This is a genomic window from Variovorax sp. 3319 (genome assembly GCF_031456585.1).
GTDB lineage: Bacteria > Pseudomonadota > Gammaproteobacteria > Burkholderiales > Burkholderiaceae_C > Variovorax > Variovorax paradoxus_P.
Window position 1 is genome coordinate 164,177 of record NZ_JAVDUZ010000001.1, and the last position, 26,794, is coordinate 190,970.

Genomic DNA, 26,794 nt, shown 5'->3' on the forward strand with positions numbered 1-26,794 from the left:
GGGGAGTGCCCATGAACCAAGATTTCCATTTGTATCTGGACAGCGCCGACTTGACCGAACTCAAGATGTGCCTGCCGCACCCAGTCGTTCACGGCGTAACAACCAACCCCACGCTGCTTCAACGCGCAGGCATCGGCCGCGACGAAGTACCGGGTCTGCTGAAGCGCTGCATCGAGCTGGGCGCGCGGCAAGTGCAAGCCCAGGTGTATTCGAGCGATGTCGACGGCATGCTCCAGGACGCTGAAAAACTGCTCTCGCACTTCGACCGCGGTCAACTCGTCATCAAGATTCCAGCCACGCGCCAGGGCCTGGATGCCGGCGCGCGTCTCATCGCGCAAGACGTGTTGGTGACGTGGACCGCTGTGTACGCACCCGAGCAGGCGCACTTTGCCGCGCAACTGGGCGCGGCGTACGCAGCACCGTATCTGGGCAGACTCGAAGATGCCGGCATCGACGGGCTGGCGCTGATTGCGCAGATGCAGGCCCTGGTGGCGCAGCGGCCTTCGTCCGGCACGCGGCTTTTGGTGGCGAGCATTCGCTCGCGCGAGGCGTATCTTTCGCTGCTGGGGCTCGGCGTGGGCGCAATCACCATTCCGCCGCGCCTTTTTGCCGAACTGCTCGATCACCCGGCCACGCTGGCTGCCGAGAGCGGCTTCCTGGCCGACGCACGCGCCTTGGGCTGAGAGAAGAAGAGAATCCAACCACCATGCGCATTGCACTCACGGGCGAAGCCCTGATCGATTTCACCGCCACCGAGGCAGGCACCCTCGGGTTTTTGGGTCACGAGGGCGGCTCGCCGCTCAACACTGCCGTTGCCTGTGCGCGCCTCGGCGAGCCCACCGGCTTTCTCACGCAATTGTCGACCGACCTCTTCGGCGAGCGGCTGATGGGTTTTCTCGAGCGCAACGGCGTGGACACCAGCTTTATTCTGCGCAGCAATGCGCCGTCGACCCTGGCCTTCGTCGAGCGTACGCCGCAGACCAACCGCTATGCGTTCTATACCCGCGGCAGCGCCGACGCGACCTGGGCGCCCGAGCCGCTGCCGCAACTGCCGGCGGACTGCCGCTTTCTGCATTTCGGATCGATCTCGCTGCTGCAGGAGCCGGCGGCGACGCGCATTGCCGAGCTGGTAACGGCCAACGCCGGGCGCCGCGTGATCGTGTTCGATCCCAATGTGCGGCCTAGCCTGATTCCCGACATGCCCGCGTATCGCACGCGGGTCATGGAATGGCTTGCAATGGCCGACATGGTCAAGCTCAGCGATGAAGATGCCGAACTGCTCGCCCCCGGCCGGCCGATCGATGCACTGGCGGCGGAGTGCCTGCAAGCCGGCGTGCATGCGGTCATCGTCACGCGCGGCGGCGCCGGTGCCACGCTCTGGCGCACGGGGCGCGAACCGGTGACCGTGGCGGCGCCCCGCGTGGAGGTGGTCGACACCATCGGCGCGGGAGACACCTTTACGGCAGGCCTCTCCGTATCGCTGCTTGCGCACGGCGTGGGGCATCCGGCCCAGCTTGGCGATTTGAGCGACGACGCCTGGCGCGAGGTGATGCGCTTTGCCGCCACTGCTGCGGCGTTGAACTGCACCCGCGAAGGCGCCGATCCACCCACGCTCCAGGCGGTTCAAGCCGCGCTGGCGCAGCAAGACAATGAGGCCGCCGCTTTCCGGCCCTGACCCCCCGTGCTGCCATGACAACGTCTACCCGCAAACGCGCAATTCCCCGTCAACGCCAGCCCGAGCTGGAGCGGGACATTGCGCGCTCCCCCTCGCTGGGCTACGAAGCCCCCGAAACCGGATTGGTGCGCTGCCTTGCGCACGGCTTTCCGAGCCCGTTGGTGCGATGGCACTTTCATGAAGACTACGAGCTGCACCTGATCACGGAGACATCGGGCAAGGCTTTCGTCGGCGACTGGATCGGGCCGTTCCAGCCAGGGCATCTTGTGCTCTGCGGGCCGCGGCTGCCGCACAACTGGATATCCCTGGACGTGCCCGAAGGCGGTGCGGAGGGGCGCGACCGGGTAATCCAGTTTCGCCATGAGCCCATAGAGAGCGCCGCGGCGGGAATTCCGGAATTGCGGGAGGTGATGCAACTGCTCGAACGCGCGCGCCACGGCATCGAGTTCTTCGGCATGTCGCAGCGGGCGCAAACGCACTGGGACAACATCAAGGCGGCGCGCGGCGTGCGACGTCTCGGGCTGTTCTTCGAGTTCATGGCCGACCTGGCACAGTGCACCGACTACCGGCTGCTCTCGAGCGTTCAGATGCAGGGCGCCCAGGGCATCGAGGGCGATGCGCAGGTCGACCAGATCAACGACATCGTCAACCGCATCACCGCCAACCTGGCGGAGCCGATTTCGATGTCGGACGTGGCGGCCGAGCTGGGCATGAGCGAGAGCCGCTTCAGCCGCTTCTTCAGGCGCTCTACGGGCAACAGCTTTACCGATTTCGTCAACCGCGTGCGCATCAATAGCGCGTGCCATCTGCTGATGCAGACCGATCACTACGTGACCGACATCTGCTACCAGGTCGGTTTCAACAACGTGGCAAATTTCAACCGGCGTTTTCTCGAAATCAAAGGCATGACACCGAGCGAATTCCGGCGCCAGGCCGACACCCGCTTCGGCTGACCTGGAGCACTATCTTGTATCTGGGACTCGACCTCGGCACGTCCGAGCTCAAGGCGCTGCTGCTTGCCGATGATCACCGCATCGTCGGCGTAGCGCGCGCACCGCTCACGGTCGAACGGCCGCAGCCGCTCTGGTCGGAGCAGGCGCCAAGCCAATGGTGGCAGGCTCTGGAGCAGGTCATGGCCGATCTGCGACAGGCGTACCCCGAGGCGCTGCGCGCGGTGCGTGCCCTCGGCCTCTCGGGCCAGATGCACGGCGCCACGCTGCTCGATGCGGCCGGCGAGGTGCTGCGGCCCGCCATTCTCTGGAACGACGGCCGCAGCGGCGCGCAGTGCGAGGCGCTTTCACGCGCCGTACCGCGCCTGGGCGAAATTGCGGGCAATCTTGCGATGCCGGGTTTCACCGCGCCCAAGCTGCTGTGGGTGCGCGAACACGAGCCAGCCATCTTTGCTCGCGTGGCGCGCGTGCTGCTGCCGAAAGACTGGCTGCGCTTCATGCTCAGCGGAGAAGCGGTCAGCGAAATGTCCGACGCGGCCGGTACCCTGTGGCTCGACGTAGCCGTGCGCGACTGGTCGGACGAGCTGCTCCTGGCCACGGGGCTCACGCGAGTGCACATGCCCCGGCTGGTCGAAGGCAGCGAAGTGTCGGCGCAACTCAAGCCCGAACTGGCCGCACGCTGGGGTGTAGGCCGTAGCGACAGCGTCGTGCTCATTGCCGGCGGTGCGGGCGACAACGCCGCGAGCGCGGTCGGCATGGGGTTGGTGGAGCCGGGGCAGGGTTTTGTGTCGCTCGGCACGTCGGGCGTGGTGTTTGTATCGACCGACCGCTTTTTGCCCAACCCTGCGCAGGCGATGCACGCCTTTTGCCATGCACTGCCCAATCGCTGGCACCAGATGTCGGTGATGCTCTCGGCCGCCAGCGCGGTGAGCTGGGCCGCCAAGGCATTCAAGTTTGCCGACGAGGCGGCGTTGCTGGAGGCCGCGGCGTCGGTTGCCCTTGCGCAGCGCGCGCATTGCCCGTTGTTCCTGCCCTATCTCTCGGGAGAACGTTCACCGCACAACAACCCGAATGCACAAGGCGCGCTGTTCGGACTCACCCACGCCCACGGGCCGGCCGAGATCGCCTATGCCGTGGTCGAAGGCGTGAGCTTCGGCTTGAGCGACGGCTTCGACACCTTGCGCCTGCCGGCCGATATGCCGCTGCGCGAGATGGCGCTGGTCGGTGGCGGCGCGCGCAGCGTGTGGTGGGGCCAGTTGCTGGCCGACATCTTCGAGGTGCCGCTCACGCTTTATGCCGGCAGTGAAACCGGCGGTGCGCTCGGGGCTGCGCGGCTTGCGTGGCTGGCTGACGGTGGCGCTGTGGCCGAAGTGTGCACGTTGCCGCCGGTCAAGCAGCAGTTGACGCCTTCGTCCGAAGGTGCCGGTGATCACAAGACGCGCCATGCGCGCTTCCAGGTGCTCTATAGGGCGCTGCGCGACCAGTTTCAATGAATGAAGGTACGCGCAATAAAAAAGGGCCGCTTTCGCGGCCCTTCTTGTTGGTGAGCAATGGAGCTCAGCCGGGCATTACATGCCCATGCCGCCCATGCCACCCATGCCGCCCATGTCGGGCATGCCGCCGCCGGCACCGGCTTCTTCCTTCGGTGCGTCAGCGACCATGGCTTCGGTCGTCAGCAGCAGCGAAGCAACCGAAGCGGCGTTCTGCAGCGCGGTGCGGGTCACCTTGGTCGGGTCCAGAATGCCCAGCTCGAGCATGTCGCCGTAGCTGTCGTTCGCAGCGTTGAAGCCGTAGTTGCCCTTGCCGGCCAACACAGCGTTCACCACCACCGAGGCTTCGCCGCCGGCGTTGTTCACGATTTCGCGCAGGGGCGCTTCGATTGCCTTGAGCACCAGCTTGATACCGGCGTCCTGGTCGGCGTTGTCGCCCTTCACGCGGTCGCCCACGGCTTGCTTGGCACGCAGCAGAGCCACGCCGCCGCCGGCCACAACGCCTTCTTCCACTGCAGCGCGGGTGGCATGCAATGCATCTTCCACACGTGCTTTCTTTTCCTTCATTTCGACTTCGGTGGCGGCGCCAACCTTGATCACTGCAACACCGCCGGCCAGCTTGGCCACGCGCTCTTGCAGCTTTTCACGGTCGTAGTCGCTCGTGGCTTCTTCGATCTGCACGCGCACTTGCTTCACGCGGGCTTCGATGTCGGCAGCAGCGCCGGCGCCGTCGATGATGATGGTGTTTTCCTTGCCCACTTCGATGCGCTTGGCTTGGCCCAGGTCGGCCAGCGTCACCTTCTCGAGCGTCAGGCCCACTTCTTCAGCGATGACCTTGCCGCCCGTCAGGATGGCGATGTCTTCGAGCATGGCCTTGCGGCGGTCGCCGAAGCCAGGAGCCTTGACGGCCACGACCTTCAGGATGCCGCGGATCGTGTTCACGACCAGGGTAGCCAGGGCTTCGCCTTCGACTTCTTCGGCAATGATCAGCAGGGGACGGCCAGCCTTGGCAACTTGTTCCAGCGTGGGGAGCAGGTCGCGGATGTTGCTGATCTTCTTGTCGAACAGCAGCACGAACGGGTTGTCGAGCAACGCCGATTGCTTTTCGGGGTTGTTGATGAAGTAGGGCGACAGGTAGCCGCGGTCGAACTGCATGCCTTCGACGACGTCGAGTTCGCTTTCGAGCGACTTGCCGTCTTCGACGGTGATCACGCCTTCCTTGCCGACCTTGTCCATCGCGTCAGCGATGAGCTTGCCGATGGTTTCGTCGCTGTTGGCCGAGATCGAGCCGACTTGTGCGATTTCCTTCGACGTGGTGGTGGGCTTCGAAGCCTTCTTCAGCTCTTCGACCAGGGCCGTGACAGCCTTGTCGATGCCGCGCTTCAGGTCCATCGGGTTGATGCCGGCGGCCACGTACTTGAAACCTTCGCGAACGATGGCCTGTGCCAGCACGGTCGCGGTGGTGGTGCCGTCACCGGCGTTGTCGGAGGTCTTGGAGGCCACTTCCTTCACGAGCTGGGCGCCCATGTTCTGGAGCTTGTCCTTGAGTTCGATTTCCTTGGCGACCGAAACACCGTCCTTGGTGACGGTGGGGGCGCCGAACGAGCGCTCGAGCACCACGTTGCGGCCCTTGGGGCCCAGGGTCACCTTGACTGCGTTGGCGAGGATGTTGACACCCTCGACCATGCGTGCGCGGGCTTCGCCGCCGAAGACTACGTCTTTTGCTGCCATGTTTTATTTCTCCGAAAGGGGATGGATGGATTACTTATCGACGACTGCGAACAGGTCGTCTTCCTTCATGACGAGCAATTCGTCACCGCCGACCTTGACGGTCTGGCCGCTGTACTTGCCGAACAGGACGCGGTCGCCGACCTTGACGGTCAGTGCGGTCAGTTCGCCCTTGTCGTTGCGCTTGCCCGGGCCCACGGCCAGGACTTCACCCTGGTCGGGCTTTTCGGCGGCTGCGTCGGGAATGACGATGCCGGAGGCGGTCTTGGTTTCGCTGTCAACACGCTTGACGATCACGCGATCGGCCAAAGGACGAAGTTTCATTGCATCTCCTGGATAAGAAACGGGGTTGTGGTCGGGCGCCGGGCGGGGGAGACCGGCGGCCCATCGACTGGAAGCGAGGCCTGTTAGCACTCATCAACAGTGAGTGCTAATCATAAGGGCAATCGGAGGAGTTTCAAGGGCGGCAGGGCGGTTTTGCCCGCCCTGGCCGTGGCGCCAAGCGCCCGGGCTGGCCAGATGGCTCTGTTTCAGAGCCTCAAAAGGCTACCTCGCGCTCCGGCAGCATGAGCGCGAACAATTCGCTGCGAAAGTGAATGCCGAGCCGGTTGAACGCCCGGTTGCGGTATGTCTTGACGGTCGGCAGCGCCAGGCCCATGTCCGACGCAATGCCCTCCTGGGTCATGCCGCGAAGCAACCGGAGGCATACGTTGAGTTCTTGCGTCGTCAAGGCAGGGCAACGGGCGAGCAGCCGCGCGCCGGGTTCGTTGGCCGCGTCCGCGCGTGTCAGGGCAATGTGCTTGCGCGCGAGCGCCATCAGCAAGCGCCCCGCAATGCCGAAGTCTGCCAATTGGGCATCGCTGAGCGGCCGCTGATGCGTATGCCGATAGAAATTGACCGCAAACAGCGCGTTGTCGTCGTATGCGGCAGGTTCTTCCTCGACCACCGACACGCGCTCCATTACCCCGTGGGCGTCGTATACCTTGGCTCGGTGCTCCGCAGGCACCTCCGGCGCAGTGATGTGGCACACGCGAAGTTGCGGCACGCTTGCTTCACGCAATGTGCGGTCGCTTCGGATCGGGCCCGACAAATAGGCGTGCCAGCAGTCGCGGGTGGTGTCGGGCATGCCCCGGCTGCCACTCAGAAAGATCGCCGGCCGCGACCCTGTGCGGTACACCGAGAACGAGCCCACCGGCAGGGCGGATGCCATGGCGTCTAGAAGGCAGGCGCCAAACCCGGGCTCTCCCAGCGCAGGTACCACCATCGGCAGGCGCTGCGCCAACGACGATCCGAGGGACTCGGCGGGCAGGTCAGGAATCCAGGTGCGCATGGGGCAATACGGGGAATCCCGTCATCTTCCGGGATGACAACGTTGTCCGGCCACCGGACTTACGCTAGGGCATGACTTCTTCCCCTCCCCAAGAGAACGATCCGCTTGCCGCACCGCGCCTGGCCAGGTTTGCCGATGTCACCGTAGAGGTGGGTGAGCCGATGGTGCTGGGCGAGGGTGCCCAAGGGCTGCGCCGCGTGGTGCCCATCCTGGGCGGCCGCGCCACGGGCGACGGATGGACGGCGCGGGTGCTGCCGGGCGGTGCCGACTTTCAGCGCATTGCAAGCGACACGGTTTCGGAGCTAGACGCCCGCTACGGCCTGGAGACGGATGCCGGCGACCGCATCTACGTGCGCAACCGTGCCATACGCGCCGCTCCCGCCGAGGTGATGGCGCAGCTGCTGCGCGGTGCACCGGTGGATCCGGCGCAGGTCTATTTTCGTTGTGCGCCCTCGTTTGAAACGCGCAGCCAGTCGTTGCGCTGGATCACCGAGCGGCTGTTCGTCGGAGTCGGCGTGCGCCACCCCGCCCAGGTGGTCATGCGCTTCTTCGCGCTGCAGTGATCCGCGCTGCCACCGGCCACTCGCTTCAATTTCAAAACGACAGGAGACTTGAATGAATACCGCCCCTCTTACGGGCGCGCGCCGCCGCGCGCTCATTGCTGCTGCCACCACCACGCTGGTCGGGCTCGGGAGCATGGCCGGGGCCTCCCAGGCGCTTGCCCAGGCGGGTTCTGCCTATCCAAACCGGCCGGTGCGCCTTGTTGTCGGGTTTCCGGCTGGCAGCGGGCCGGACATCGTGGCTCGCCTGCTGGCCCAGAAACTGTCCGAGGGGTGGGGAAACCTTGGCGTCATTGTCGACAACAAGCCAGGTGCCGGCGGGTTGATCGCCGCCTCGGAAGTGGCCCGCGCCCAGCCTGACGGCTACACCCTCATGCTCGGCGAAACCGGCCAGCTGGCGATTGCGCCCAGCAGCTACAGCAAGCTCTCGTACGACCCGAAGAAGGACTTTGTGCCTGTGAGCCAGGTGGTTACCTCAAACTTCATGCTGGTGGTCAACCCGGCCAAGGTGCCGGCGCGCGACGTGAAGCAGTTCGTGGAGTGGAGCCGCGCGCAGAAGGGGCTGTTCATGGGCACTTTCGGTGCCGGCACGCCGGGCCACTTTGGTGCTTTTCTCTTCGGCGATGCCATCGGCCTCAAGCCGGAGCCGGTGCATTACAAGACCACCGGCGATGCGCTGGGCGGCCTGTTCAGCGGCGACGTGGCGGGGGCCTTCGCGAGTGTTGGTCTCTCGGCGGCCAATGTGAAGGCGGGCAAGCTGCTGGCGCTGGCTTCCAGCGGCGACACGCGCAGCGCCAGCCTTCCCGACGTTCCAACCTTTCGTGAGCAGGGACTCCCGCAGCTGGTATTCAACTCGTGGTTCGGCGTGGTGGCCCCGGCCAAGACGCCGCCCGAGATCGTCGCGCGGCTCGAGAGCGATATCCGCAAGGCCGTGCAATCGGCCGAAGGCAAGGCGAAGCTGGAGGATGCGGGCTTCGGGGTCACGGGCACCACGTCGCAGGAGTTCAGCCGCGTGATCGCCGCCGACACGGCGAGTTGGGGCAAGGTGGTCGCCGCCACGGGCTTCAAGGCGGATTGAGTCGTGAACGGGCGGGTGTAGTTTGGCCTTGACCAGCGGCTACAGCTGGTCTGTGGGCACGAACCAGGAGAACAGCAGCAGCTGCAGGCGAGTGAGCAGGCTGGAGTCGGGTTCGCTGTCGAGCACCTCGTTGTCCACGTCTCCGGTGCCGATCCACTGCACGTTCTTGCCGTCGGGCATGAGCACCACGCGGTAGACGCCCTCGATGTCGTCAAGCTGATAGGCATAGAGCAGTGCCTGGCTCAATTCGAAACTGCGCACCCGAACGCCGAACTCGGTGTTCAGCCGGGCCGAGCGAGGATCGAGATTCATCGACCCCAGGAGCACCCATTCCCGGTCGACGATTGCGAGCTTGGCGTGCAGTCGCCCGCGCGCCTTCTTGAGCAGGGTGCGGAACTGCCGGTTGCGCTTGAGCTGCTCGGTGCTCACCTCGTACAGGTTCACGCCCAGCTTCAGCATGTCGACGCGGTAGCGGTTGTAGTTGATGTTGACCAGCGGCTCGTCGCTGTCGGCCAGCGAGTTGGTAACCACGCTGATGCGCACGCCGCGCGCGCGGCCCTCCCGAATGCGCGCCATGCCCTCGTCGCCCGGAATGAAGTAGGGCGAAATCACGATCACATCGGAGCGTGCGCTCGCCGTCATTTCATGGAACCGCGCTGCGAGCGACTCGGTCGCCGGAGTGAGGGCACCCAGTGCCTTGTGGGGGCTGTCGGCGGCGGCGTGGGCGTCGGCGCGCATCCACTTTACGCGGCCGATGTCGGCGAGCTGCGCACCCAATGGCGCATCGCCCATGAGGTCGGTGCCTGAAGGCGGAGCTGGCGGGGGCGCATGAACCGGTGAGGTGGCGGCTTCGAACGCGGACTTCAGCGCCTCCGCACCGTCGCTGGTGCCGGCGATCCGCTGGATCGGATAAACCACGTCGCTGTTCCAGTAGGTGTCGAAGATGCGCGCGGCTTCCGGAACCACCGGGCCGGCCATGACCAGCTCGAAATCGATGAAGTTGGCGCCTTCGCTTCGCAGGAAGTATTCGTCGGCCAGGTTTCGCCCGCCGGCGATTGCCATGGCGCCATCGGCCACGAAAAGCTTGTTGTGCATGCGGTGGTTCAGGCGCCTGAAATCGCCGAAGAACTCCAGCCACCGCGTTGCCGAGTGGTCGCGTGCGTTCACGAAGGGGTTGAACAGGCGAACCTCGGCGTTGGGCTCCGCGGCAAGGCCTAGCAGCAGGCGATCCATGCCGGCGGTATAGAAGTCGTCGAGCAGCAGGCGCACCCGCACACCGCGCCGGGCGGCGTTGCGCAGTTCGCGCAGCAGCAACAGGCCGGTCTTGTCGTTGCCGAGTTGATAGGTTTGCACGTCGAGCGAGGCTTGGGCGCGTCGCATCAGCTCGAATCGGGCGTCCAGTGCAAAAGAGGCCTCGACCAGCGGGCGGACGCTTGAAAGGCCATCTTGCGCCGCGTTGTTCAGGCTTGCCGCGGCGCGGCCGAGCCTGGTGGCGGGCGAGGCCACGATCGAAAGCGTTGGCGGCTCGGGTGCGCGAGGGGGAAGGCCAGCGCAGCCCGCGAGGAAGAGCGCGAATCCGGCGGCGGCCAGCCGCAGGGCCGGCCGGCGCAGCGCAGAAAACGAGGGTGCAATGAGCTTGAGCATGAGACCGGCCATCGCACGGAACGTGCGGGCGGGATCGTAGCCGTTTTGGCTTGCGCCACGCCCGCGGCGGGTAACGGAACGCCCCTGCAGATCTCGGGAAATTGAAACAGGTGAGACTTTATAACTATTAGAATGCGAATCGTTCTTAATAATGTTTCGGAGTGGAGCAGGAATGTCGAGGAAGATGGCGGGGCGCAAGGTTGTATCGGTGCTGGCAGGATGCATGGCAATTTATGTGCATCAGCAGGTTTTGGCCCAAGCCGCGACGCCCGGCGCATTGCCGGAAATCAGGGTCGATGCAAGTGCAGAGGCCGAAACCGCCACTTCGCCCGTCATCGGCTATCGCGCCAGGAACGCCGCAACCGCTACCAAGACCGACACCCCGCTTTCAGAAACCCCCCAGTCCGTGACCGTGGTCACACGCGACCAGATGGTGGACCAGGGCGCGGGCAATCTGCAGGACGCGCTCAACTACGCAGCCGGCGTGCGCTCCGATGCCTATGGTCTCGATTCGCGGACGGACTCCGTGCGCATTCGGGGTGCCTCGCCCGACATTTACCTGGACGGCCTGCGCCAAGCCTACGGCTATTACACCAGCACCACGCGGACCGAGCCCTACACGCTGGAGCGGCTCGAAGTGCTGCGCGGCCCGTCGGGCATGCTGTTCGGCGCGGGTACGGCTGCGGGCGTGGTGAACATGGTGAGCAAGCGGCCCCTGCAAGAAGCGCAGCGCGAAGTAGGCGTGCAGTTCGGCAGCTTCGGCCGCAAGCAGATCCAGGCCGACCTGACCGGCCCGCTGAATGCCGACGGTTCGCTCTCTTACCGGTTGATCGCTTTGCAGCGCAAGTCGGACACGCAGGTCGACTACGTGCCCGACGACCGCAGCGTCATTGCACCTTCGTTGACCTGGCGGCCGAGTGCGGCAACGTCGCTCACGCTGCAAGGCCTGTACCAGAAGGACAAGAGCGGCAGCAGTTCGCAGTTCTTTCCGTGGGAAGGCACGTTGCTGCCCAACCCGAACGGACGCATTCCCACCAGCCGCTTCATCGGCGAGCCGGGCTTCGACTACTACGACAGCGAGCGCAAGACCTTCGGCTGGCAGTTCGAACACAAGTTTAACGAGAGCTGGACCCTGCGGCAGAACTTTCGCTATGCGCAAAACGAAAACGACAACCGCTACCACTACGGTGCGGCATTCAGTGGCGCTGAAAGCTGGGATGCAACGGACCCGATCTTCAAGCGCACGCTGGGCCGCTACTATGACAGCTACCTGACGCGCAACCGCACGCAGACGCTGGACAATCATCTTGAAGGGCACTTCCAGACCGGTGCGCTCAAGCACACGCTGCTCGTCGGGGCCGACTTCGCGCGCCAGCGCGAAAACGTCTGGGGCGGAACCACGTTCGACACCATTGATGCCTACGCGCCTGTGTATGGCCATGTCGACATGCCTGTGCGCGATGCCCGGCCGCGCACGCGCCAGCGCCAGAACGGCTTCTATCTGCAAGACCAGATCAAGCTCGACAACTGGATCTTCGTGGCGGGCCTTCGGCACGACAAGGCCGTTTCGAGCGCCGAGGGAAGCGATGCCGAGAAGAGCAGCGCAACCACCAAGCGCTTCGGGGTGATGTACGCCATGCCGTCGGGCTGGTCGCCGTACCTGAGCTACAGCGAATCTTTCACGCCGCAGTCGCCGCGCAACGGGCAGATCTTCTCGCCATTGCGTGGCGAGCAATGGGAGGCCGGTATCAAGTACGAACCGAAGGATCGCGCACTCGCGTTCAGCGCGGCGGTGTACGACCTGCGCGAGAAGAACCAGATCACCTCGCCGTCGCCCAATGTGTACACGCAGGTCGGCAAGACCAAGACCCAGGGCCTGGAGCTCGAGGCCAAGGGCTCGATCGGCTCGAACCTCGATCTGATTGCGCACTACAACTACACTGATGCGGACGAGCTGATTGAAGGCCTGCCAAAGCACCAGGCGAGCGTGTGGGCCAAGTACCGCTTCTCGATTGGCGGCCTCAGCGGGTTCTCGGCGGGCGCGGGTGTACGCATGATGAGCTCGTTCCGCGACCTGCAATCGGGCGCGGGCCCGCGCGTGCCGGGCGTGACATTGCTCGACGCCGTCCTTGCCTACGAAAATGCCAACTGGCGCTATGCGCTCAACATCAACAACCTGACTGACAAGGTCTACTTCAGTACCTGTCTTTCACGTGGCGACTGCTGGTACGGCTCGCGCCGCAGCGTCGTGGCAAGCGCAACTTACCGTTTTTGATATTTCTCTTTCGACGGGAGCAGTGACGACATGATGAACAGCCGAAAGATCAAGACCTGGGCGTGGGTGCACAAGTGGAGCAGCCTTGTGTGCACCGTGTTCATGCTGCTGCTGTGCATTACGGGCCTGCCGCTCATCTTTCATCACGAGATCGGGCATCTGCTTGGCACCGAGGTCGAAGCGCCGAAGATGCCCGCGGACACGCCCCGCGTGAGCCTTGACAGCGTGCTTGAAACGGCGCGCTCCAGGCACCCCGATCGCGTGGTGCAGTTCGTCTCGCAGCCCGAGGACGACGACGGCCTCTGGCTCGTTACGCTCACGCCCACGCCTGAGCCTACGGAAGACTTCAAGTCGGTCGCCATCGATGCGCGCACCGGCGCCGTGCTTGCGCAGCCGAAGTTCGACGAAGGCTTCATGTACGTGATGTTCAAGCTCCACGTCGACCTGTTCGCGGGGCTTGCGGGCAAGCTGTTCCTGGGCTTCATGGGCTTGCTGCTGCTCGTGGCTATCGTTTCGGGTGTGGTGCTCTATGCGCCGTTCATGCGCAAGCTCGACTTTGGTACGGTGCGGCGCGAGAAGCGGCCACGCCTCAAGTGGCTCGACCTGCACAACCTGCTGGGCATCGTCACGCTGGTATGGCTGTTTGTGGTGGGCTCCACCGGCATGATCAACACGTGGGCCGACCTGATCATCAAGTACTGGCAGTACGACCAGCTGAGCACGCTGCTTGCGCCGTACAAGAACGAGCCGACCGTGCCCGCTGCCGAGCGCGGTTCGGTTCAGCGGTCCATGGAAGTCGCGCTGAAGCAGGCGCCCGACATGAAGCTGTCGTTCATCGCGTTTCCGGGCACTTCGTTCTCGAGCCCGCATCACACCACCTTCTTCCTGCGCGGCAACGAGCCCTTCACCTCGAAGCTGCTGAAGCCGGTACTGGTCGATGCCAAGACGACGCAGGTAACAGCCTCGCCCGAGATGCCCTGGTACCTGACAGCGCTGCTGGTGTCGCAGCCGCTGCACTTTGGCGACTACGCCGGCATGCCGATGCAGATCATCTGGGCGCTGCTCGACATTGCGACCATCATCGTGCTGGGCAGCGGGCTCTACCTGTGGCTCAAGCGCGGCAACACCGTGCCGGCGCCCGCCGCGCCGCTGCCGGCCGGCGGTGGCGGGCGCGGGCCGCAGCATGGCGGAAAACAGCCTGACCCGGCCCCCGCCATGAAGGTGCAGGCATGAAGCCCCGGCACGCGTTCCGGCGCATGTGGGGCTGGCCGATCGTGCTCGGCGTGCTGACCACCGTTGGCCTGATCTCGGCGCTCTTCAGCGACGGCGGCGTGGGAGACGTGCTGGCCTGGTTCGCGCTCGGCATTCCCGTTGCCGTGTGCGCCTGGTACGGCTGGCGAAGAACCTGATTTTTTCGACCCGCCCGGGTTGTTGCTAGTACGGGCAGCGCTGCACACCAAAGCAGAATGGGTGCGATGAAGCCTGCACTCGTCGCCGCTGCCGTTCGCCTGTTGCTGCTGGGTATTCCGCTCATCTCTCAAGCACAGCAGGTGCAACAGGAGCTGCCGGCGGAAACCGACCGCGGCCGCTTGCCCGAAGTGACGGTGTCCACGCCGCGCGGTGAAGTTGCGCCCTTCGCCGTGCCCGGCTCGGTCGACCGCGTTGACGGGGCGGAGATGCGCGACAACCGCCTGCAGGTCAACTTGTCGGAAAGCCTGGGTGGTGTTCCGGGCCTGCAGGTGCAGAACCGCATGAACTATGCGCAAGACCTGCAGCTGTCGATTCGCGGCTTCGGCGCGCGGTCCACTTTCGGGGTGCGGGGTGTGCGGCTGTATGTCGACGGCATTCCCGCCACATTGCCCGATGGCCAGGGGCAAACTTCCAATATCGACATCGGTTCGCTGGATCGCGTCGAAATCTTGCGCGGGCCGTTCTCCGCGCTGTACGGCAACTCTTCGGGCGGCGTGCTGCAGGCCTTCACCGCATCGGGGGAGGGCGCGCCGCGGCTTTCATACTCGGCGGCCGGCGGGAGCTTTGGCACCTGGCGTCAATCGCTGCAGGCCAGCGGCTCGCGAGGGGCAGTGGACTATCTGCTGAACGCCAGCCGCTTCCAGACCGACGGCTGGCGCGAGCACAGCGCCGCTCGGCGCGACATTGCCAATGGCAAGCTCGGCATTGCGCTCGACAACGGCGACAAGCTCACCCTGGTGCTCAACAGCGTTCGTATCAGTGCGCAAGACCCATTGGGCCTCACGGCCGACCAGTACGCACTGGCACCACGCAGCGCCGCGCTGGCTACGCAATTCGATACCCGCAAAACAGTAGAGCAGACCCAGGCGGGCCTGCTCTACGAACGGCGCGTGAGCGCCTCGCAGTCGCTCCGGCTCATGGTGTACGGCGGCGAGCGCAAGACGGTGCAATACCAGTCGATTCCGCCATCGGCACAGCAGAATCCCTTGCATGCCGGCGGCGTAATCGATCTTTCACGCCAGTATGGCGGCGTCGATCTGCGCTGGACCGCCGTGTTGCAAATGGCCGACCGGCCGCTCGACCTTGCCGTGGGGCTGGGCTACGACAGCTTGCGCGAACAGCGCCTCGGCTACGAAAACTACCTCGGCCGCGTGGCCGCGCCCGTGCTCGGCGTGCAAGGGCGCCTGCGGCGCAGCGAGCGCAACGAGGTCTGGAATCTCGATCCCTACGCGCAGGCCACCTGGCGGCTCGCGGAGCGATGGACGCTCGAGGCCGGCGTGCGCCGAAGCAGCGTGCACTTCGATTCGCAAGACCGTTACATCGTGGGTGCCAACCGCGACGACAGTGGCAGTGCGCGCTACAGCAAGATTTTGCCGGTGGCCTCGCTGCGCTACCAGGCAACGCCGGATCTGGCGCTCTATGGCTCGGTTGGCCGCGGCTTCGAGACGCCGACGCTGAACGAGCTGTCCTACCGATCGGGCGGTGCGAGCGGGCTCAACTTTGCCTTGCGGCCCTCGGTCAATGACAGCGTGGAAGTCGGCGCCAAGGCAAGGCTGGGCGGAGGCCTGCTGACCGCTGCGCTGTTCCAGACCCGCACGCGCGACGAGATCGTGACCGACACCAACAGCGGCGGACGCGCCACCTTTCAGAATGCAGGCCGCACGCGGCGCAACGGCTTCGAACTGGCCTGGCAGCATGAAACCGCCAGCCACTGGCGCACGCAGCTTGCCTATACCTGGCTGGACGCACGCTACCGCGACGCCTTCTGCTCGCCGTCGCCCTGTGCGGCATCCAACACCGTGGCGGCGGGCAACCGTATTCCGGGCATCGCGCGGCAATCGCTCTTCGCGTCGCTCGGGTGGGTGCCGCCCGAAGGTTGGCGGGCCGGCGCCGAGCTGCGCGCGCTTGGCCGCATGCAAGCCAACGACGTCAACACCGCCAGTGCGCCGGGCTATGCCGTTGCGGCGTTGTACGCCGGCTATCTGAAGAAGTGGGAGCGCTGGGAGTTCAACGCCTTTGCCCGCATCGACAACCTCTTTGACCGGCGCTACGTGGGCTCGGTCATCGTCAACGAGGGGAATGCGCGCTATTACGAGCCTGCGCCGGGCCGCAACTGGACGGTGGGCCTGAGCGGCGCTTACCGCTTCTGACCCACCGCCGGTTGGCTTTTTACTTGAGGCCGGCCGCAGCGCGCAGCGCGGCAGCCTGGGTGGTTGCTTCCCAGGTGAATTCGGGCTCTTCGCGGCCGAAGTGGCCATAGGCTGCGGTCTTCTGATAGATGGGGCGCAGCAGGTCGAGCATCTGGATGATGCCCTTCGGACGCAGGTCGAAGAACTCGCGAACGAGTTCGGCAATCTTGTCGTCGGGAATCACGCCGGTGCCTTCGGTGTAGACGGTGATGTTCATCGGCTGTGCCACGCCAATGGCGTAGGCCACCTGGATCTGGCACTGGCGCGCCAGGCCGGCCGCCACGATGTTCTTGGCCACGTAGCGCGCGGCGTAGGCGGCCGAGCGGTCGACCTTCGACGGGTCCTTGCCCGAGAACGCGCCGCCGCCGTGCGGGCAGGCGCCGCCGTAGGTGTCGACGATGATCTTGCGGCCGGTAAGACCGCAGTCGCCCTGCGGACCGCCGATGACGAAGCGCCCGGTCGGGTTGATCAGGTAGCGCGTGTTCTGCAGCCATTCCTTCGGCAGCACGGGCTTGATGATCTCTTCGATGATGGCTTCATTGAACGAGGCCTTCATCTTGGTGGGCGTTTCGCTCTGGTCGGGGCTGTGCTGCGTGGAGAGCACCACGGTGTCGATGCTGTGCGGCTTGCCGTCGACATAGCGCATCGTTACCTGGCTCTTGGCGTCAGGGCGCAGGAAAGGCAGGCGGCCGTCCTTGCGCAACTGGGCCTGGCGCTCGACAAGGCGGTGCGCATAGTAGATGGGGGCGGGCATCAGCTCGGGCGTTTCGTCGCAGGCGTAGCCGAACATCAGGCCCTGGTCGCCGGCGCCGGTGTTCAGGTGGTCGTCCGATGCGTGGTCCACGCCCTGCGCAATGTCGTTGGACTGCTTGTCGTAGCAGACCATCACGGCGCAACCCTTGTAGTCGATGCCGTAGTCGGTGTTGTCGTAGCCGATGCGCTTGATGGTGTCGCGCGCCACCTGGATGTAGTCGACGTGCGCGTTGGTGGTGATTTCGCCTGCGAGCACCACCAGGCCGGTGTTGGTGAGCGTTTCGGCGGCCACGCGGCTGCGGGGGTCCTGCTCGAAGATCGCGTCCAGGATGGCGTCCGAGATCTGGTCGGCAACCTTGTCGGGGTGGCCTTCGGAGACGGATTCGGAAGTGAAGAGGAAGTCGTTCGCCATTTTGTTCAAAGCTCCTTGAAGTGATTTGGCGCGTTGCCAACTCTGCGGAGCCCTGGCGAACGCTTTAGCAGATGCCGATGAATCGACGGGGCACAATCGCTCTTGCGCTTGTGTTTGTCGCCCTGCAAGTTGTTCCGTAACTCGGCGACAATTTGCATTCTATTCGAGCCGCGCCAAATCGTGCGCGCGCGTCCTGGTATTCACTCCCTGCTGTCAGCCCATGGTCACCCTGTTCCGCCTGCTTGCCCGCATACCGATGCCCTTGATGCATCGGCTCGGCGCATTGCTTGGCTGGATGGTCTGGTGGTGCGCCCCCGATTACCGCCGCCGCTTCAAGGCCAACGCCGAAAACGCGGGCTTCACGCCCGACCAGTACCGTCCCGCCATTTCAGCCGCCGGCCACATGGTTGCCGAGTTGCCCTGGCTCTGGCTGCGCCCGCAGGGCGAAAGCGTGCTCCGGCGCGTGGTGCGCTGGGAAGGCGTCGAGGCTTTCGAAGCCGCAATGCAGGCGAAGAAGGGCGTGATCCTGGTAGCGCCGCATCTGGGAAGCTGGGAGATGTGCGGCCAGGCCATCGGCGAGCGCTTTCTCGATGCCTTCGGCCCCATCACCGCACTGTTTCGCCCCGCACGCAAGAAATGGATGGCCGAGCTGATTGCAGCCGGCTCGCGCGACCGGCCCGGCCTGCAGACGCTGCCGACCAACAACACCGGCGTGCGCGGACTCATTCGCACGCTTCGCAGCGGCGGCTACACCGGCATCCTGCCGGACCAGGTGCCGCCGCTGGGGCAGGGCGTCTGGGCGCCTTTTCTGGGCCGGCCGGCCTACACCATGACATTGCTGCCGCGCCTTGCCCAGCAGACCGGCGCCGCATGCTTCCTGAGCGTGTGCGAGCGGCTGCCGCGCGGCAAGGGCTACGTGATTCGCTTCGAACCCATCGAAGGCACTGCACTGACCGATCCCAAAGCTTCCATCGAAGACGCTGCGGCGGCAATGAACGACGCCATCGGCCGCCTGATTCGCAGCCTGCCCGGCCAGTACGTGTGGGACTACGCGCGCTACAAGGAGCCGCGAGGCGACACAGTGGTGGCGGCCCATGGCGGCGGGGAGCAGGTGCGATGAGTCTCGGTTCCCGTCTCGGCATCGGTTTCATGCGCGCGATTGCGCCGCTGCCCCTGCCGCTGGTGCGCGGCTTCGGCGCGCTGCTGGGGCGCGTGCTCCACACCGTTGCCGTGCCGCGCCGCCGCGTGGTCGACACCAACCTGGCGGTTTGCTTTCCTGGCAAATCGGAGGCCGAGCGCCGCCGCATAGCGCGTGAAACCTTCGTCTACGTAGCGCAGTCGTGGCTCGATCGCAGCTGGCTCTGGCATGCGCCCGAAAAAGTGGTGGCCAGCCGGCTCAAGGTGGTGGGCGCGGCGCAGGAGATTCACGAAATTGCCGACGGCGACGAGCCGATGATCCTGTTCGCGCCGCACTTCTATGGCCTCGATGCGGCAGCTACGGCGCTGACCATGCACACTGCCCGGCCGTCTGCCACCATCTACACGACCCAGCGCGATCCGATGGTCGACGAATGGATTCGCGAAGGGCGCACGCGCTTCGGCAATGTGGCGGCTCTCAACCGGGTCGACGGCATCAAGCCGGTGCTAGGGGGCTTGCGCAAGGGAGGCCTGCTGTACCTGCTGCCCGACATGGACTTTGGCCGGGACCAGACGATCTTCGTGCCGTTCTATGGCGTGCAGGCGGCCACCGTGCCCTCGCTCTCGCGCTTTGCCCGGCTCGGCAAGGCCAAGGTGGTGCCCATCGTCTCCAAGCTCACCCCGGGGGGCTACGAGATCGAGGTGCTGCCGGCCTGGCAGAACTTTCCAACGGACGATGTCGAGGCCGACACGGCGCTTATGAACGAGCGGCTGCAGGGCTACATCGACAAGATGCCTTCCCAGTACTACTGGGTGCATCGCCGCTTCAAGACGCGGCCCGAGGGTTCCCCGTCGATCTATTGAAGCAAAGCGGCTTCTTCTCAATTCCTCTTCAGGAAGGCTTCAATCTCTCGCGCCACCAGTTGCGGCTGTTCGTGAATGATCCAGTGGGTGGCGTTGGGCACCTTCTTGATCTCCAGTTTTGGCACGTATTCCTCCAGGCCTTCGAGCAGGCCGGGCAACAGCGCAGCGTCGTCGAGGGCCCAGAAGACGAAGGTGGGTACGTTCACCGTGAGCCGTTCGCGCGGCAGCACCGGAATGCCGTCGATGGTCTGCCCCGGCAGCGGCGGCTTCATCGGCGTGACGCGATAGAGATTGCAGGCGCCGGTGAGGCCTGCATTCCACACTTCGCGGTACTGCTGCTTTACCGCTTCAGTCAGCCAGCCGAAGCCGTCGGGGCCGGCCTTCATCAGCGTGAAGAACGGCCACATGCGCTTGAAGTCGTCGGCTGAGAGCAGGGCCTCCGCGTCTGGCCGGGCCAGAAAGTTCATGTAGGCGCTCGCTTGCTGCTGCGCCGGGTTGTTGCGCAGCTCGCGCGTGAAGGTGCCAGGGTGCGGCGAGTTGATGATGACCAGCCGGCCGACCTGTTCCGGAAACGCATTGGCATAGCCCCAGCCGAAAGCGCCGCCCCAATCGTGCGCAACCAGGGCGGCCATGGTGCCGTCGCCGCTCTCGGTAGCGACCAGTTGCTGGATGTCCTGAATGAGCAGGTGGGCCTTGTATGCGGCAACCTCGGTCGGCGCGCTCGACTTTTCGAAGCCGCGCAAGTTGGGCGCAAGACAGCGGTAGGCGCCGTGTTCAGGCTGGGCGAAGTACTCGAGCAACTCGTCCCAGATGAATGCGGCCTCCGGAAAGCCATGGAGGAACACCATCAGCGGGCTGCCGGGCGTGCCGGTTGCGCGGCAGCTCAGCGTGGTTCCGTTGGGCAGGCTGCGCTGGAACGTCTCGATCATGCTTTGTCTCCTTCAACTTGCGTTGCTATTGTTTTCATAGTGGACCGCGCAAATGGGACGGCAGCGAGCCGGTTTTCCCTAGGTGTCTTCCGGCACTGCGGGCTGCTCTGCTTCTGTTTGCGCTTCCCCGGGTGGATGGGCCCAGCGCCACAGCAGCTCGGCGGCTTCTCCCACGCCCTGTTTCTTGAGGGCGGAAAACAGTTTGACCTCGCCGCCACCGGCCTGCAGTCGCGTAATGGACAGCACCTTGGCGCCTTCGCTGCGGGTGAGCTTGTCGGACTTGGTCAGGAGAACGAGAAACTTGAGCCCTTGCTCCACGCGCGGGCGGATCACGTCGAGCAGGATCTCGTCGAGTTCGGTAAGCCCTTGGCGCGGGTCGCACATCAGCACCACGCCGCGCAGGTTTTCGCGCGTCATCAAATAGTTGCCCATGACGCGCTGCCAGCGCAGCTTCGCTTCCTTGGGAACCGCGGCATACCCGTAGCCGGGCAGGTCGGCCAGCACGGCGTCGTCGGCCTTTTGCTTGCCGACGCCGAACAGGTTGATGTGCTGTGTGCGGCCAGGCGTCTTGGAGGCGAAGGCCAGGCGTGTCTGCTGCGTGAGCGTGTTGATTGCAGTTGACTTGCCAGCATTCGAACGGCCCACGAAGGCGATTTCAGGCAGGTCGAGCGGGGGCAAATGCTCGAGTTGCGGAGCGCTGGTCAGGAAGTGGGCGGTGTGCAGCCAGCCGAGCGCCGTGCGCTCGCGCTCGGCGACGATGGGGTCCACGGCAGGGGTCGCGCGGGAAGGGGGAGCAGCGTGCTTGCGCGACGGGGTAGTCATCTATGAGCTTTCGGAACGGGCCGCCATTGTAGAATCGCGGGGTTTTGCGCCAATAAATCGAGCCCCCGATATGAAGTTGTTTGCCAATTTTCTGCTTGCAGCCCTCATGGGCGTCGCAGCCAGCGCGAGCCTAGCGGCTGATGAACATGCAGCCGCACCGGCTGCACCCGCCGCGGCCAAGCCGGCCAAGCCCGATCCCGCCAAGGGCGATGCGGTGTTCAATTCCGCCGCCCAGGCCTGTGCCTCCTGCCATAACGCAGACGGCAACTCGGCCGTTGCGGCAAACCCCAAGCTGGCGCAGCAGCACCCCGAATACATCCTCAAGCAGCTGCAGGACTTCAAGTCCGGCAAGCGCAAGAGCCCCATCATGCAACCCATGGCCGCCAAGCTGTCCGACGAAGACATGCGCAACATCGCCTGGTTCGTGGGCTCCAAGAAGATCAAGACCGGCTTCTCCAAGGAGAAGGACTCCGTGGCGCTTGGCGAAAAAATCTACCGCGGCGGCATTGGCGACCGCCAGATTCCGGCCTGCGCCGGCTGCCACAGCCCCAACGGCGCCGGCATGCCTGCGCAATACCCGCGCCTGGGCGGCCAGCACGCCGACTACACGGTGGCACAGCTTGTTGCCTTCCGGGACAACGTGCGCCAGAACAGCGCACCCATGACGAGCGTGGCCGCAAAGCTCAATGACCGGGAAATCAAGGCTGTTGCCGACTACATCGCCGGCCTGCGCTGACGCCACGCCCTTCAGCGTGAACTAACCGCCGATAAAAAACCCAAACAAAGGGCGGGCCGATCCAGTTGGATGGCCCGCCCTTTGCTTTTTCACCTATTCCTTTCTTTCCTGACCGATGTCTGTCTCCACCCATGGCCTTCGCGTCCATCGCGGCCCGCAAGTGCTTCGCGCTGCGGTGGAGCTGTTTTCATCGATGCGGTTCGCAATTGCGCTGCTTACCGTCATCTGCATTGCGTCGATCATCGGCACCGTGCTCAAGCAGCACGAGTCGATCAACAACTACATCAACCAGTTCGGGCCGTTCTGGGCCGAACTGTTTCGCGCGGCCAAGCTTGATTCGGTCTACAGCGCCTGGTGGTTCCTGCTGATCCTGCTGTTTCTGGTGATCAGCACGTCTCTGTGCATTGCGCGCAACACGCCGCGCATTTTTGTGGACCTGAAGACCTTCAAGGAAAACATCCGCGCGCAGAGTCTCAAGGCCTTTGGCCAGCGCGCTGAAAACCAGCTTGCCGAGGAGCCCGCAGCGGCCGCCAATCGCATAGGCCAACTGCTGGTGAGCGGCGGCTGGAAGGTCAAGCTGCAGCAGCGCGAAGCCACAGACGGCCAGACCGGTGCCGGCTGGATGGTTGCCGCGCGTGCCGGGGGCGCCCACAAGCTTGGCTACATTGCCGCCCACAGCGCCATCGTGCTGGTGTGCATCGGCGGCCTGCTCGACGGCGACCTGGTGGTGCGCGCCCAGACGTGGTTCAACGGCAAGAGCGTGTTCACCGGCGGCGGCATGATTGCCGACGTGCCGCCGCAGCACCGGTTGTCTCCGCGCAACCCGACCTTCCGCGGCAACATCCTGGTGCCCGAAGGCGGGCAGGGCAGCGTGGCCATCCTGCAGCAGTCAGACGGCGTGCTGCTGCAGGAACTGCCCTTTTCGATCGAGCTCAAGAAATTCATCGTCGACTACTACTCGACCGGCATGCCCAAGCTTTTTGCAAGCGAGGTGGTGCTGCACGACCGCGAGACCGGTGCCCAGGTGCCCGCGCGCATCGAGGTCAATCATCCGGCCAGCTACAAGGGTGTGGAAATCTACCAGTCGAGCTTCGATGACGGCGGCTCCAAGGTGAAGCTCAAGGCGGTGCCCATGGCCGCCGCCGCCAAGCCTTTCGAGGTGGACGGCATCATTGGCGGGCCGAGCACCGAAATTACCAATGGCAAGGAAAAGCTCACGCTCGAATACGCCGCGCTGCGCGTGATCAACGTCGAGAATTTTGCCGACGGCGGCGCCATGAGTAGCGGTGCCGACGTACGCAAGGTCGACCTGCGCCACGACATCGAGTCGCGCCTGGGCGCTGCCAACAAGACCACCAAGCCGAAGGTGCTGCGCAACATCGGCCCGAGCATCGGCTACAAGCTGCGCGACGCCGCAGGCCAAGCGCGCGAATACCAAAATTACATGGTGCCGGTCGATACCGGCGACGGACAGCCGGTGTTCCTGCTCGGCATGCGCGAAAAGCCCGAAGAGCCGTTTCGCTACCTTCGAGTGCCCGCCGACGAACAGGGCAGCATGGACGGCTTTGTGCGCATGCGCGCTTCGCTTGCCGACGCCGATACCCGCACGCGTGCGGTCGAACGCTACATTGCCAAGGCCGTTGATCCGAAGCGGCCCGAAATGGCCGAGCAGTTGCGCGTGTCGGCGGCGCGCGCCCTGGCGTTGTTTGCGGGCAGCGAGCGCGCAAAGGCCGATGCCACCACGATGGGCGGCTGGCAGGCCATTGCGGAATTCATGGAGGCCAACGTGCCTGAGCCTGAGCGCGAGCGCGCAGGCGCAGTGCTGGTGCGCATATTGAACGACGTGCTGTTCGAGGTGCTCAACCTGAGCCGCGAGGGGGCGGGGCTCGCACCCTTGCCGAGCGACGAGAAGTCGCAAGCGTTTCTTACGCAAGCGGTGCTGGCCATCAGCGATGCGCATTTCTATCCGGCACCGGTTGCGATGATGATGACGGACTTCACCCAGGTGCAGGCCAGCGTGTTCCAGGTCGCGCGAGCGCCCGGCAAGAACGTGGTCTATCTGGGCTGCCTGTTGCTGATCGTCGGGATTTTTGCCATGCTGTACGTGCGCGAGCGCCGGCTTTGGGTATGGCTGACGCCCGGCGGCGCAAGCCACGGAGACAACACCACAACGGATGCCACGATGGCTTTCTCTGTCAATCGCAAGACGATCGACAGCGATCGCGAGTTCGAGCACCTCAAGCACAAGCTGCTTGCCTTGAAAAAAGAAGGATTGGCGTCGCCATGAACACCACCACTCTCACGCTCCACGAAAGCTGGTTTTCGCGCCGCAACCTGTTCGATTGGGTGTTCGCTGCACTGGTGCTTGCCGGCGGCCTCTTTGCCTTTGCGCGGTATGCGGGCTCAATGGATTCGTACGAGAAGCCCATCCTCGTTGCCGCGATGGTTTCCGTGATTGCCGTTGGCTGGTTCTGGCGTCCGCTGCGGGTACTCGCCATCGTCGTGGCTGCGGCGTCCCTGCTGGCGATTGCTTCCTACCAGGGCGACCTGGCGCGCGCAGACACGGTGTTCTGGCTCAAGTACTTCCTGTCGAGCCAATCGGCCATTCTCTGGATGAGCGTGCTGTTCTTCATGAGCACGCTGTTCTACTGGCTCGGTTTCTTTGGCGGCAAGCAGGGAGATACCTTCGACCTGATCGGCTCTCGCCTCACATGGGCCGCCATTGCCATGGCGCTCATCGGCACCATGGTGCGCTGGTACGAAAGCCATCTGCTCGGGCCGGACATCGGCCACATCCCGGTCAGCAACCTGTACGAAGTGTTCGTGCTGTTCTGCTGGCTTACGGCTGCCTTCTACCTGTACTTCGAATCGCGCTACGGCACGCGCGCACTCGGCGCCTTCGTCATGCTGGTGGTGAGCGCGGCAGTCGGCTTTTTGCTCTGGTACACGCTGGTTCGCAATGCGCACGAGATCCAGCCCCTGGTGCCCGCCCTGCAGAGCTGGTGGATGAAGCTGCACGTGCCGGCCAACTTCATCGGCTATGGCACTTTTGCGCTTGCGGCCATGGTGGCCTTCGCCTACCTCATCAAGGAGCAGGCGGGCGAGACACGCTGGTACAAGCTCACGCCTATCTGGCTGCTGGGCGTGGCGCTGTGCTTTGTGCCGGTGGCGTTCCGCCAGCGTGTGCAGGAGGCCGGCGGCAGCTACTGGGTGATTTATGCGGGCATCTCCGCGCTTATTGCCGCGGGCATCCTGCTCGGCCGCAAGCGCATTGCCGCACGGTTGCCCACCAACGAGGTGCTCGACGACGTGATGTACAAGTCGATCACCGTCGGTTTCGCGTTCTTCACCATTGCAACCGTGCTCGGCGCCTTGTGGGCGGCCGACGCCTGGGGCGGCTACTGGAGCTGGGACCCGAAGGAAACCTGGGCCCTGATCGTCTGGCTCAATTACGCGGCGTGGCTGCACATGCGGCTGGTCAAGGGTTTGCGCGGTACCGTGGCGGCCTGGTGGGCGCTGGCGGGGCTGGCGGTCACCACCTTTGCCTTCCTTGGCGTGAACATGTTCCTGAGCGGACTGCATAGTTACGGCACCTTGTAGCCCCGGGCCGCTGGTTTTTCGCGAAGAATCGAATCCACGCGCAGCGATTGTGCGTAACCGAATCAGGGAATTGCTCGAACTACCCTGAGCACATCGATTCAAGCGAAAGGCCATCACCATGTCGTTCCACTCCCGCCCGCAGGGTCGCAACAGCGGTTTCATCCATCCGCTCTCGAGCGAGATCACGCCGCGCGCCGTCTACGAGAGCCGGCGCGACCTGCTGAAGCTGATGGCCGGCGGCGCGGCCGGTGCCGCGCTGGCGAGCTTCGCCGGGCGCGAAGCCTTCGCCCAGGGAACCGGTCCGCACAAGCTGGCGCTGCTTCCGGGCGCCAAGTCCGCCGTGCCGGGCGCCCAAACAATGGAAAAGCTCACCGACTACAAGGACGCGACGAGCTACAACAACTTCTATGAGTTCGGCACCGACAAGGGCGATCCGGTCAAGAACGCGGGCACGCTGAAGACCCGTCCGTGGACGGTAGAGGTCGAGGGGCTGGTCAAGAAGCCTGGCAAGTACGGCATCGAAGACCTGCTGAAGCTCAGCGCGCAGGAAGAGCGCATCTACCGCCTGCGCTGCGTCGAGGGCTGGTCGATGGTCATTCCGTGGGTGGGCTATTCGCTGGCCGAGCTCATCAAGAAGGTCGAGCCGCAGGGCAACGCCAAGTACGTTGAGTTCGTCACCCTGGCCGACCCCAAGACCATGCCCTTCGTCGGGTCGCGCGTGCTCGAGTGGCCATATACCGAGGGCCTGCGGATGGATGAGGCCATGCACCCGCTCACGCTGCTGGCGTTCGGTATGTACGGCGAAGTGCTGCCCAACCAGAACGGCGCGCCGGTGCGCATCGTGGTGCCCTGGAAATACGGATTCAAGTCGGCCAAGTCGATCGTGAAGATTCGTTTCGTCGAGAAAGAGCCGAGCACGGCGTGGAACAAGGCCGCGGCCCAGGAATACGGCTTCTATTCGAACGTCAATCCAAACGTCGACCATCCGCGCTGGAGCCAGGCTACCGAGCGGCGCATCGGAGACGGCGGCGGCCTCTTTGCCAAGCGGAACAAGACGCTGCTGTTCAACGGCTATGAAGCCCAGGTCGGCCAGCTGTATGCAGGCATGGACCTGAAGAAGAACTACTGAGCCGGCGCGGCCATCCAGGTTTT

Annotated in this window: 23 protein-coding genes; 16 read left to right on the forward strand and 7 right to left on the reverse strand. The window is 64.6% G+C overall.

Annotated features, from left to right (window positions below; all coding sequences use genetic code 11):
* The first annotated feature begins 11 nt into the window (after window positions 1-11).
* From J2X67_RS00775 to xylB, 4 genes are read left to right on the forward strand one after another with little or no spacing between them, the layout of a single operon-like run.
* A complete protein-coding gene (locus tag J2X67_RS00775; protein WP_309949631.1) occupies window positions 12-683 on the forward strand; it encodes a transaldolase family protein in 672 nt (223 codons plus the stop codon).
* A gap of 23 nt (window positions 684-706) precedes the next feature.
* The gene (locus J2X67_RS00780) at window positions 707-1,675 is read left to right on the forward strand and encodes a carbohydrate kinase (protein WP_309949633.1); all 969 of its coding nucleotides are present in this window, start codon (window positions 707-709) and stop codon (window positions 1,673-1,675) included.
* A gap of 14 nt (window positions 1,676-1,689) precedes the next feature.
* A complete protein-coding gene (locus J2X67_RS00785; RefSeq protein ID WP_309949634.1) occupies window positions 1,690-2,628 on the forward strand; it encodes an AraC family transcriptional regulator in 939 nt (312 codons plus the stop codon).
* A 14-nt stretch (window positions 2,629-2,642) separates the two neighbouring features.
* Window positions 2,643-4,118: a xylulokinase gene (xylB, locus tag J2X67_RS00790; RefSeq protein WP_309949635.1), complete on the forward strand. Its 1,476-nt coding sequence runs from the start codon at window positions 2,643-2,645 to the stop codon at window positions 4,116-4,118.
* 75 nt (window positions 4,119-4,193) lie between these two features.
* Here the strand turns inward: xylB and groL are convergent, their stop codons facing one another.
* The 3 genes from groL to J2X67_RS00805 form a co-directional block, all read right to left on the reverse strand.
* Window positions 4,194-5,846 carry a chaperonin GroEL gene (gene groL / locus J2X67_RS00795; protein WP_281149289.1) on the reverse strand — a complete coding sequence of 551 codons (1,653 nt, stop codon included), beginning with the start codon at window positions 5,844-5,846 and terminating at the stop codon, window positions 4,194-4,196.
* A 30-nt stretch (window positions 5,847-5,876) separates the two neighbouring features.
* Entirely contained in the window at window positions 5,877-6,167 is a 291-nt protein-coding gene (locus J2X67_RS00800; RefSeq protein ID WP_258504344.1) for a co-chaperone GroES, read from the reverse strand.
* 214 nt (window positions 6,168-6,381) lie between these two features.
* Window positions 6,382-7,173 (reverse strand): LuxR C-terminal-related transcriptional regulator, encoded by a 792-nt coding sequence (locus J2X67_RS00805; protein WP_309949638.1) that lies wholly within the window; start codon window positions 7,171-7,173, stop codon window positions 6,382-6,384.
* Window positions 7,174-7,244: 71 nt separating this feature from the next.
* On the opposite strand from J2X67_RS00805, the gene J2X67_RS00810 reads away from it, so the two are divergent.
* Entirely contained in the window at window positions 7,245-7,736 is a 492-nt protein-coding gene (locus J2X67_RS00810) for a DUF3237 domain-containing protein (RefSeq protein WP_309949639.1), read from the forward strand.
* Between the two features lie 52 nt (window positions 7,737-7,788).
* On the forward strand, window positions 7,789-8,811 hold the full coding sequence (locus J2X67_RS00815; RefSeq protein ID WP_309949640.1) for a tripartite tricarboxylate transporter substrate binding protein: 1,023 nt from the start codon (window positions 7,789-7,791) through the stop codon (window positions 8,809-8,811).
* Window positions 8,812-8,850: 39 nt separating this feature from the next.
* On the opposite strand, the gene J2X67_RS00820 is transcribed toward J2X67_RS00815, so the two are convergent.
* Window positions 8,851-10,467, reverse strand: a complete 1,617-nt coding sequence (locus tag J2X67_RS00820) for a phospholipase D family protein (protein ID WP_309949642.1) — start codon at window positions 10,465-10,467, stop codon at window positions 8,851-8,853.
* A gap of 160 nt (window positions 10,468-10,627) precedes the next feature.
* On the opposite strand from J2X67_RS00820, the gene J2X67_RS00825 reads away from it, so the two are divergent.
* The 4 genes from J2X67_RS00825 (at window position 10,628) to J2X67_RS00840 (ending at window position 16,350) form a co-directional block, all read left to right on the forward strand.
* Window positions 10,628-12,730: a TonB-dependent siderophore receptor gene (locus tag J2X67_RS00825; RefSeq protein WP_309949643.1), complete on the forward strand. Its 2,103-nt coding sequence runs from the start codon at window positions 10,628-10,630 to the stop codon at window positions 12,728-12,730.
* A 33-nt stretch (window positions 12,731-12,763) separates the two neighbouring features.
* Entirely contained in the window at window positions 12,764-13,963 is a 1,200-nt protein-coding gene (locus J2X67_RS00830) for a PepSY domain-containing protein (protein ID WP_309950809.1), read from the forward strand.
* Window positions 13,960-14,139, forward strand: a complete 180-nt coding sequence (locus tag J2X67_RS00835; RefSeq protein WP_309949644.1) for a hypothetical protein — start codon at window positions 13,960-13,962, stop codon at window positions 14,137-14,139. Before J2X67_RS00830 ends, J2X67_RS00835 begins: the two co-directional genes overlap by 4 nt.
* Window positions 14,140-14,205: 66 nt before the next feature.
* Window positions 14,206-16,350 carry a TonB-dependent receptor gene (locus tag J2X67_RS00840; protein WP_309949645.1) on the forward strand — a complete coding sequence of 715 codons (2,145 nt, stop codon included), beginning with the start codon at window positions 14,206-14,208 and terminating at the stop codon, window positions 16,348-16,350.
* 19 nt (window positions 16,351-16,369) lie between these two features.
* Here the strand turns inward: J2X67_RS00840 and metK are convergent, their stop codons facing one another.
* Window positions 16,370-17,554 carry a methionine adenosyltransferase gene (gene metK, locus J2X67_RS00845; protein ID WP_126745502.1) on the reverse strand — a complete coding sequence of 395 codons (1,185 nt, stop codon included), beginning with the start codon at window positions 17,552-17,554 and terminating at the stop codon, window positions 16,370-16,372.
* 220 nt (window positions 17,555-17,774) lie between these two features.
* Between metK and J2X67_RS00850 the strand changes: the two genes are divergently transcribed.
* Both J2X67_RS00850 and J2X67_RS00855 read left to right on the forward strand, forming a co-directional pair.
* A complete protein-coding gene (locus J2X67_RS00850; protein WP_309949648.1) occupies window positions 17,775-18,674 on the forward strand; it encodes a lysophospholipid acyltransferase family protein in 900 nt (299 codons plus the stop codon).
* Window positions 18,671-19,555, forward strand: coding sequence for a lipid A biosynthesis acyltransferase (locus J2X67_RS00855; RefSeq protein ID WP_309949651.1), 885 nt, complete (start codon window positions 18,671-18,673; stop codon window positions 19,553-19,555). Before J2X67_RS00850 ends, J2X67_RS00855 begins: the two co-directional genes overlap by 4 nt.
* A gap of 17 nt (window positions 19,556-19,572) precedes the next feature.
* On the opposite strand, the gene J2X67_RS00860 is transcribed toward J2X67_RS00855, so the two are convergent.
* A complete protein-coding gene (locus tag J2X67_RS00860) occupies window positions 19,573-20,484 on the reverse strand; it encodes an alpha/beta hydrolase (protein WP_309949652.1) in 912 nt (303 codons plus the stop codon).
* A gap of 78 nt (window positions 20,485-20,562) precedes the next feature.
* Window positions 20,563-21,306: a ribosome biogenesis GTP-binding protein YihA/YsxC gene (gene yihA, locus J2X67_RS00865; RefSeq protein ID WP_309949654.1), complete on the reverse strand. Its 744-nt coding sequence runs from the start codon at window positions 21,304-21,306 to the stop codon at window positions 20,563-20,565.
* 70 nt (window positions 21,307-21,376) lie between these two features.
* Here yihA and J2X67_RS00870 point away from each other — a divergent pair, with 70 nt between their 5' ends.
* The 4 genes from J2X67_RS00870 to msrP all read left to right on the forward strand — a co-directional run bounded on the left by J2X67_RS00870 (window position 21,377) and on the right by msrP (window position 26,771).
* Complete coding sequence (locus J2X67_RS00870) at window positions 21,377-22,042, forward strand: c-type cytochrome (RefSeq protein WP_309949656.1); 666 nt, start codon at window positions 21,377-21,379, stop codon at window positions 22,040-22,042.
* 115 nt (window positions 22,043-22,157) lie between these two features.
* Window positions 22,158-24,329, forward strand: coding sequence for a cytochrome c biogenesis protein ResB (locus J2X67_RS00875; protein ID WP_309949658.1), 2,172 nt, complete (start codon window positions 22,158-22,160; stop codon window positions 24,327-24,329).
* Entirely contained in the window at window positions 24,326-25,642 is a 1,317-nt protein-coding gene (ccsB, locus tag J2X67_RS00880; RefSeq protein ID WP_309949660.1) for a c-type cytochrome biogenesis protein CcsB, read from the forward strand. The genes J2X67_RS00875 and ccsB overlap by 4 nt, the downstream gene beginning before the upstream one ends.
* Before the next feature lie 118 nt (window positions 25,643-25,760).
* On the forward strand, window positions 25,761-26,771 hold the full coding sequence (gene msrP, locus J2X67_RS00885) for a protein-methionine-sulfoxide reductase catalytic subunit MsrP (protein WP_309949662.1): 1,011 nt from the start codon (window positions 25,761-25,763) through the stop codon (window positions 26,769-26,771).
* Window positions 26,772-26,794 lie beyond the last annotated feature (23 nt).

What these genes read in the sequence shown, in the direction of transcription:
- J2X67_RS00855 (WP_309949651.1), top strand. Translation starts at nt 18,671, where the DNA reads ATGAGTCTCGGTTCCCGTCTCGGCATCGGTTTCATGCGCGCGATTGCG.
- J2X67_RS00835 (WP_309949644.1), top strand. Translation starts at nt 13,960, where the DNA reads ATGAAGCCCCGGCACGCGTTCCGGCGCATGTGGGGCTGGCCGATCGTG.
- J2X67_RS00815 (WP_309949640.1), top strand. Translation starts at nt 7,789, where the DNA reads ATGAATACCGCCCCTCTTACGGGCGCGCGCCGCCGCGCGCTCATTGCT.
- J2X67_RS00820 (WP_309949642.1), bottom strand. Translation starts at nt 10,467, where the DNA reads ATGGCCGGTCTCATGCTCAAGCTCATTGCACCCTCGTTTTCTGCGCTG.
- msrP (WP_309949662.1), top strand. Translation starts at nt 25,761, where the DNA reads ATGTCGTTCCACTCCCGCCCGCAGGGTCGCAACAGCGGTTTCATCCAT.
- J2X67_RS00830 (WP_309950809.1), top strand. Translation starts at nt 12,764, where the DNA reads ATGAACAGCCGAAAGATCAAGACCTGGGCGTGGGTGCACAAGTGGAGC.
- J2X67_RS00785 (WP_309949634.1), top strand. Translation starts at nt 1,690, where the DNA reads ATGACAACGTCTACCCGCAAACGCGCAATTCCCCGTCAACGCCAGCCC.
- J2X67_RS00810 (WP_309949639.1), top strand. Translation starts at nt 7,245, where the DNA reads ATGACTTCTTCCCCTCCCCAAGAGAACGATCCGCTTGCCGCACCGCGC.
- J2X67_RS00860 (WP_309949652.1), bottom strand. Translation starts at nt 20,484, where the DNA reads ATGATCGAGACGTTCCAGCGCAGCCTGCCCAACGGAACCACGCTGAGC.
- J2X67_RS00875 (WP_309949658.1), top strand. Translation starts at nt 22,158, where the DNA reads ATGTCTGTCTCCACCCATGGCCTTCGCGTCCATCGCGGCCCGCAAGTG.
- J2X67_RS00805 (WP_309949638.1), bottom strand. Translation starts at nt 7,173, where the DNA reads ATGCGCACCTGGATTCCTGACCTGCCCGCCGAGTCCCTCGGATCGTCG.
- yihA (WP_309949654.1), bottom strand. Translation starts at nt 21,306, where the DNA reads ATGACTACCCCGTCGCGCAAGCACGCTGCTCCCCCTTCCCGCGCGACC.
- ccsB (WP_309949660.1), top strand. Translation starts at nt 24,326, where the DNA reads ATGAACACCACCACTCTCACGCTCCACGAAAGCTGGTTTTCGCGCCGC.
- J2X67_RS00800 (WP_258504344.1), bottom strand. Translation starts at nt 6,167, where the DNA reads ATGAAACTTCGTCCTTTGGCCGATCGCGTGATCGTCAAGCGTGTTGAC.
- J2X67_RS00850 (WP_309949648.1), top strand. Translation starts at nt 17,775, where the DNA reads ATGGTCACCCTGTTCCGCCTGCTTGCCCGCATACCGATGCCCTTGATG.
- J2X67_RS00825 (WP_309949643.1), top strand. Translation starts at nt 10,628, where the DNA reads ATGTCGAGGAAGATGGCGGGGCGCAAGGTTGTATCGGTGCTGGCAGGA.
- J2X67_RS00780 (WP_309949633.1), top strand. Translation starts at nt 707, where the DNA reads ATGCGCATTGCACTCACGGGCGAAGCCCTGATCGATTTCACCGCCACC.
- J2X67_RS00840 (WP_309949645.1), top strand. Translation starts at nt 14,206, where the DNA reads ATGAAGCCTGCACTCGTCGCCGCTGCCGTTCGCCTGTTGCTGCTGGGT.
- J2X67_RS00870 (WP_309949656.1), top strand. Translation starts at nt 21,377, where the DNA reads ATGAAGTTGTTTGCCAATTTTCTGCTTGCAGCCCTCATGGGCGTCGCA.
- metK (WP_126745502.1), bottom strand. Translation starts at nt 17,554, where the DNA reads ATGGCGAACGACTTCCTCTTCACTTCCGAATCCGTCTCCGAAGGCCAC.
- groL (WP_281149289.1), bottom strand. Translation starts at nt 5,846, where the DNA reads ATGGCAGCAAAAGACGTAGTCTTCGGCGGCGAAGCCCGCGCACGCATG.
- J2X67_RS00775 (WP_309949631.1), top strand. Translation starts at nt 12, where the DNA reads ATGAACCAAGATTTCCATTTGTATCTGGACAGCGCCGACTTGACCGAA.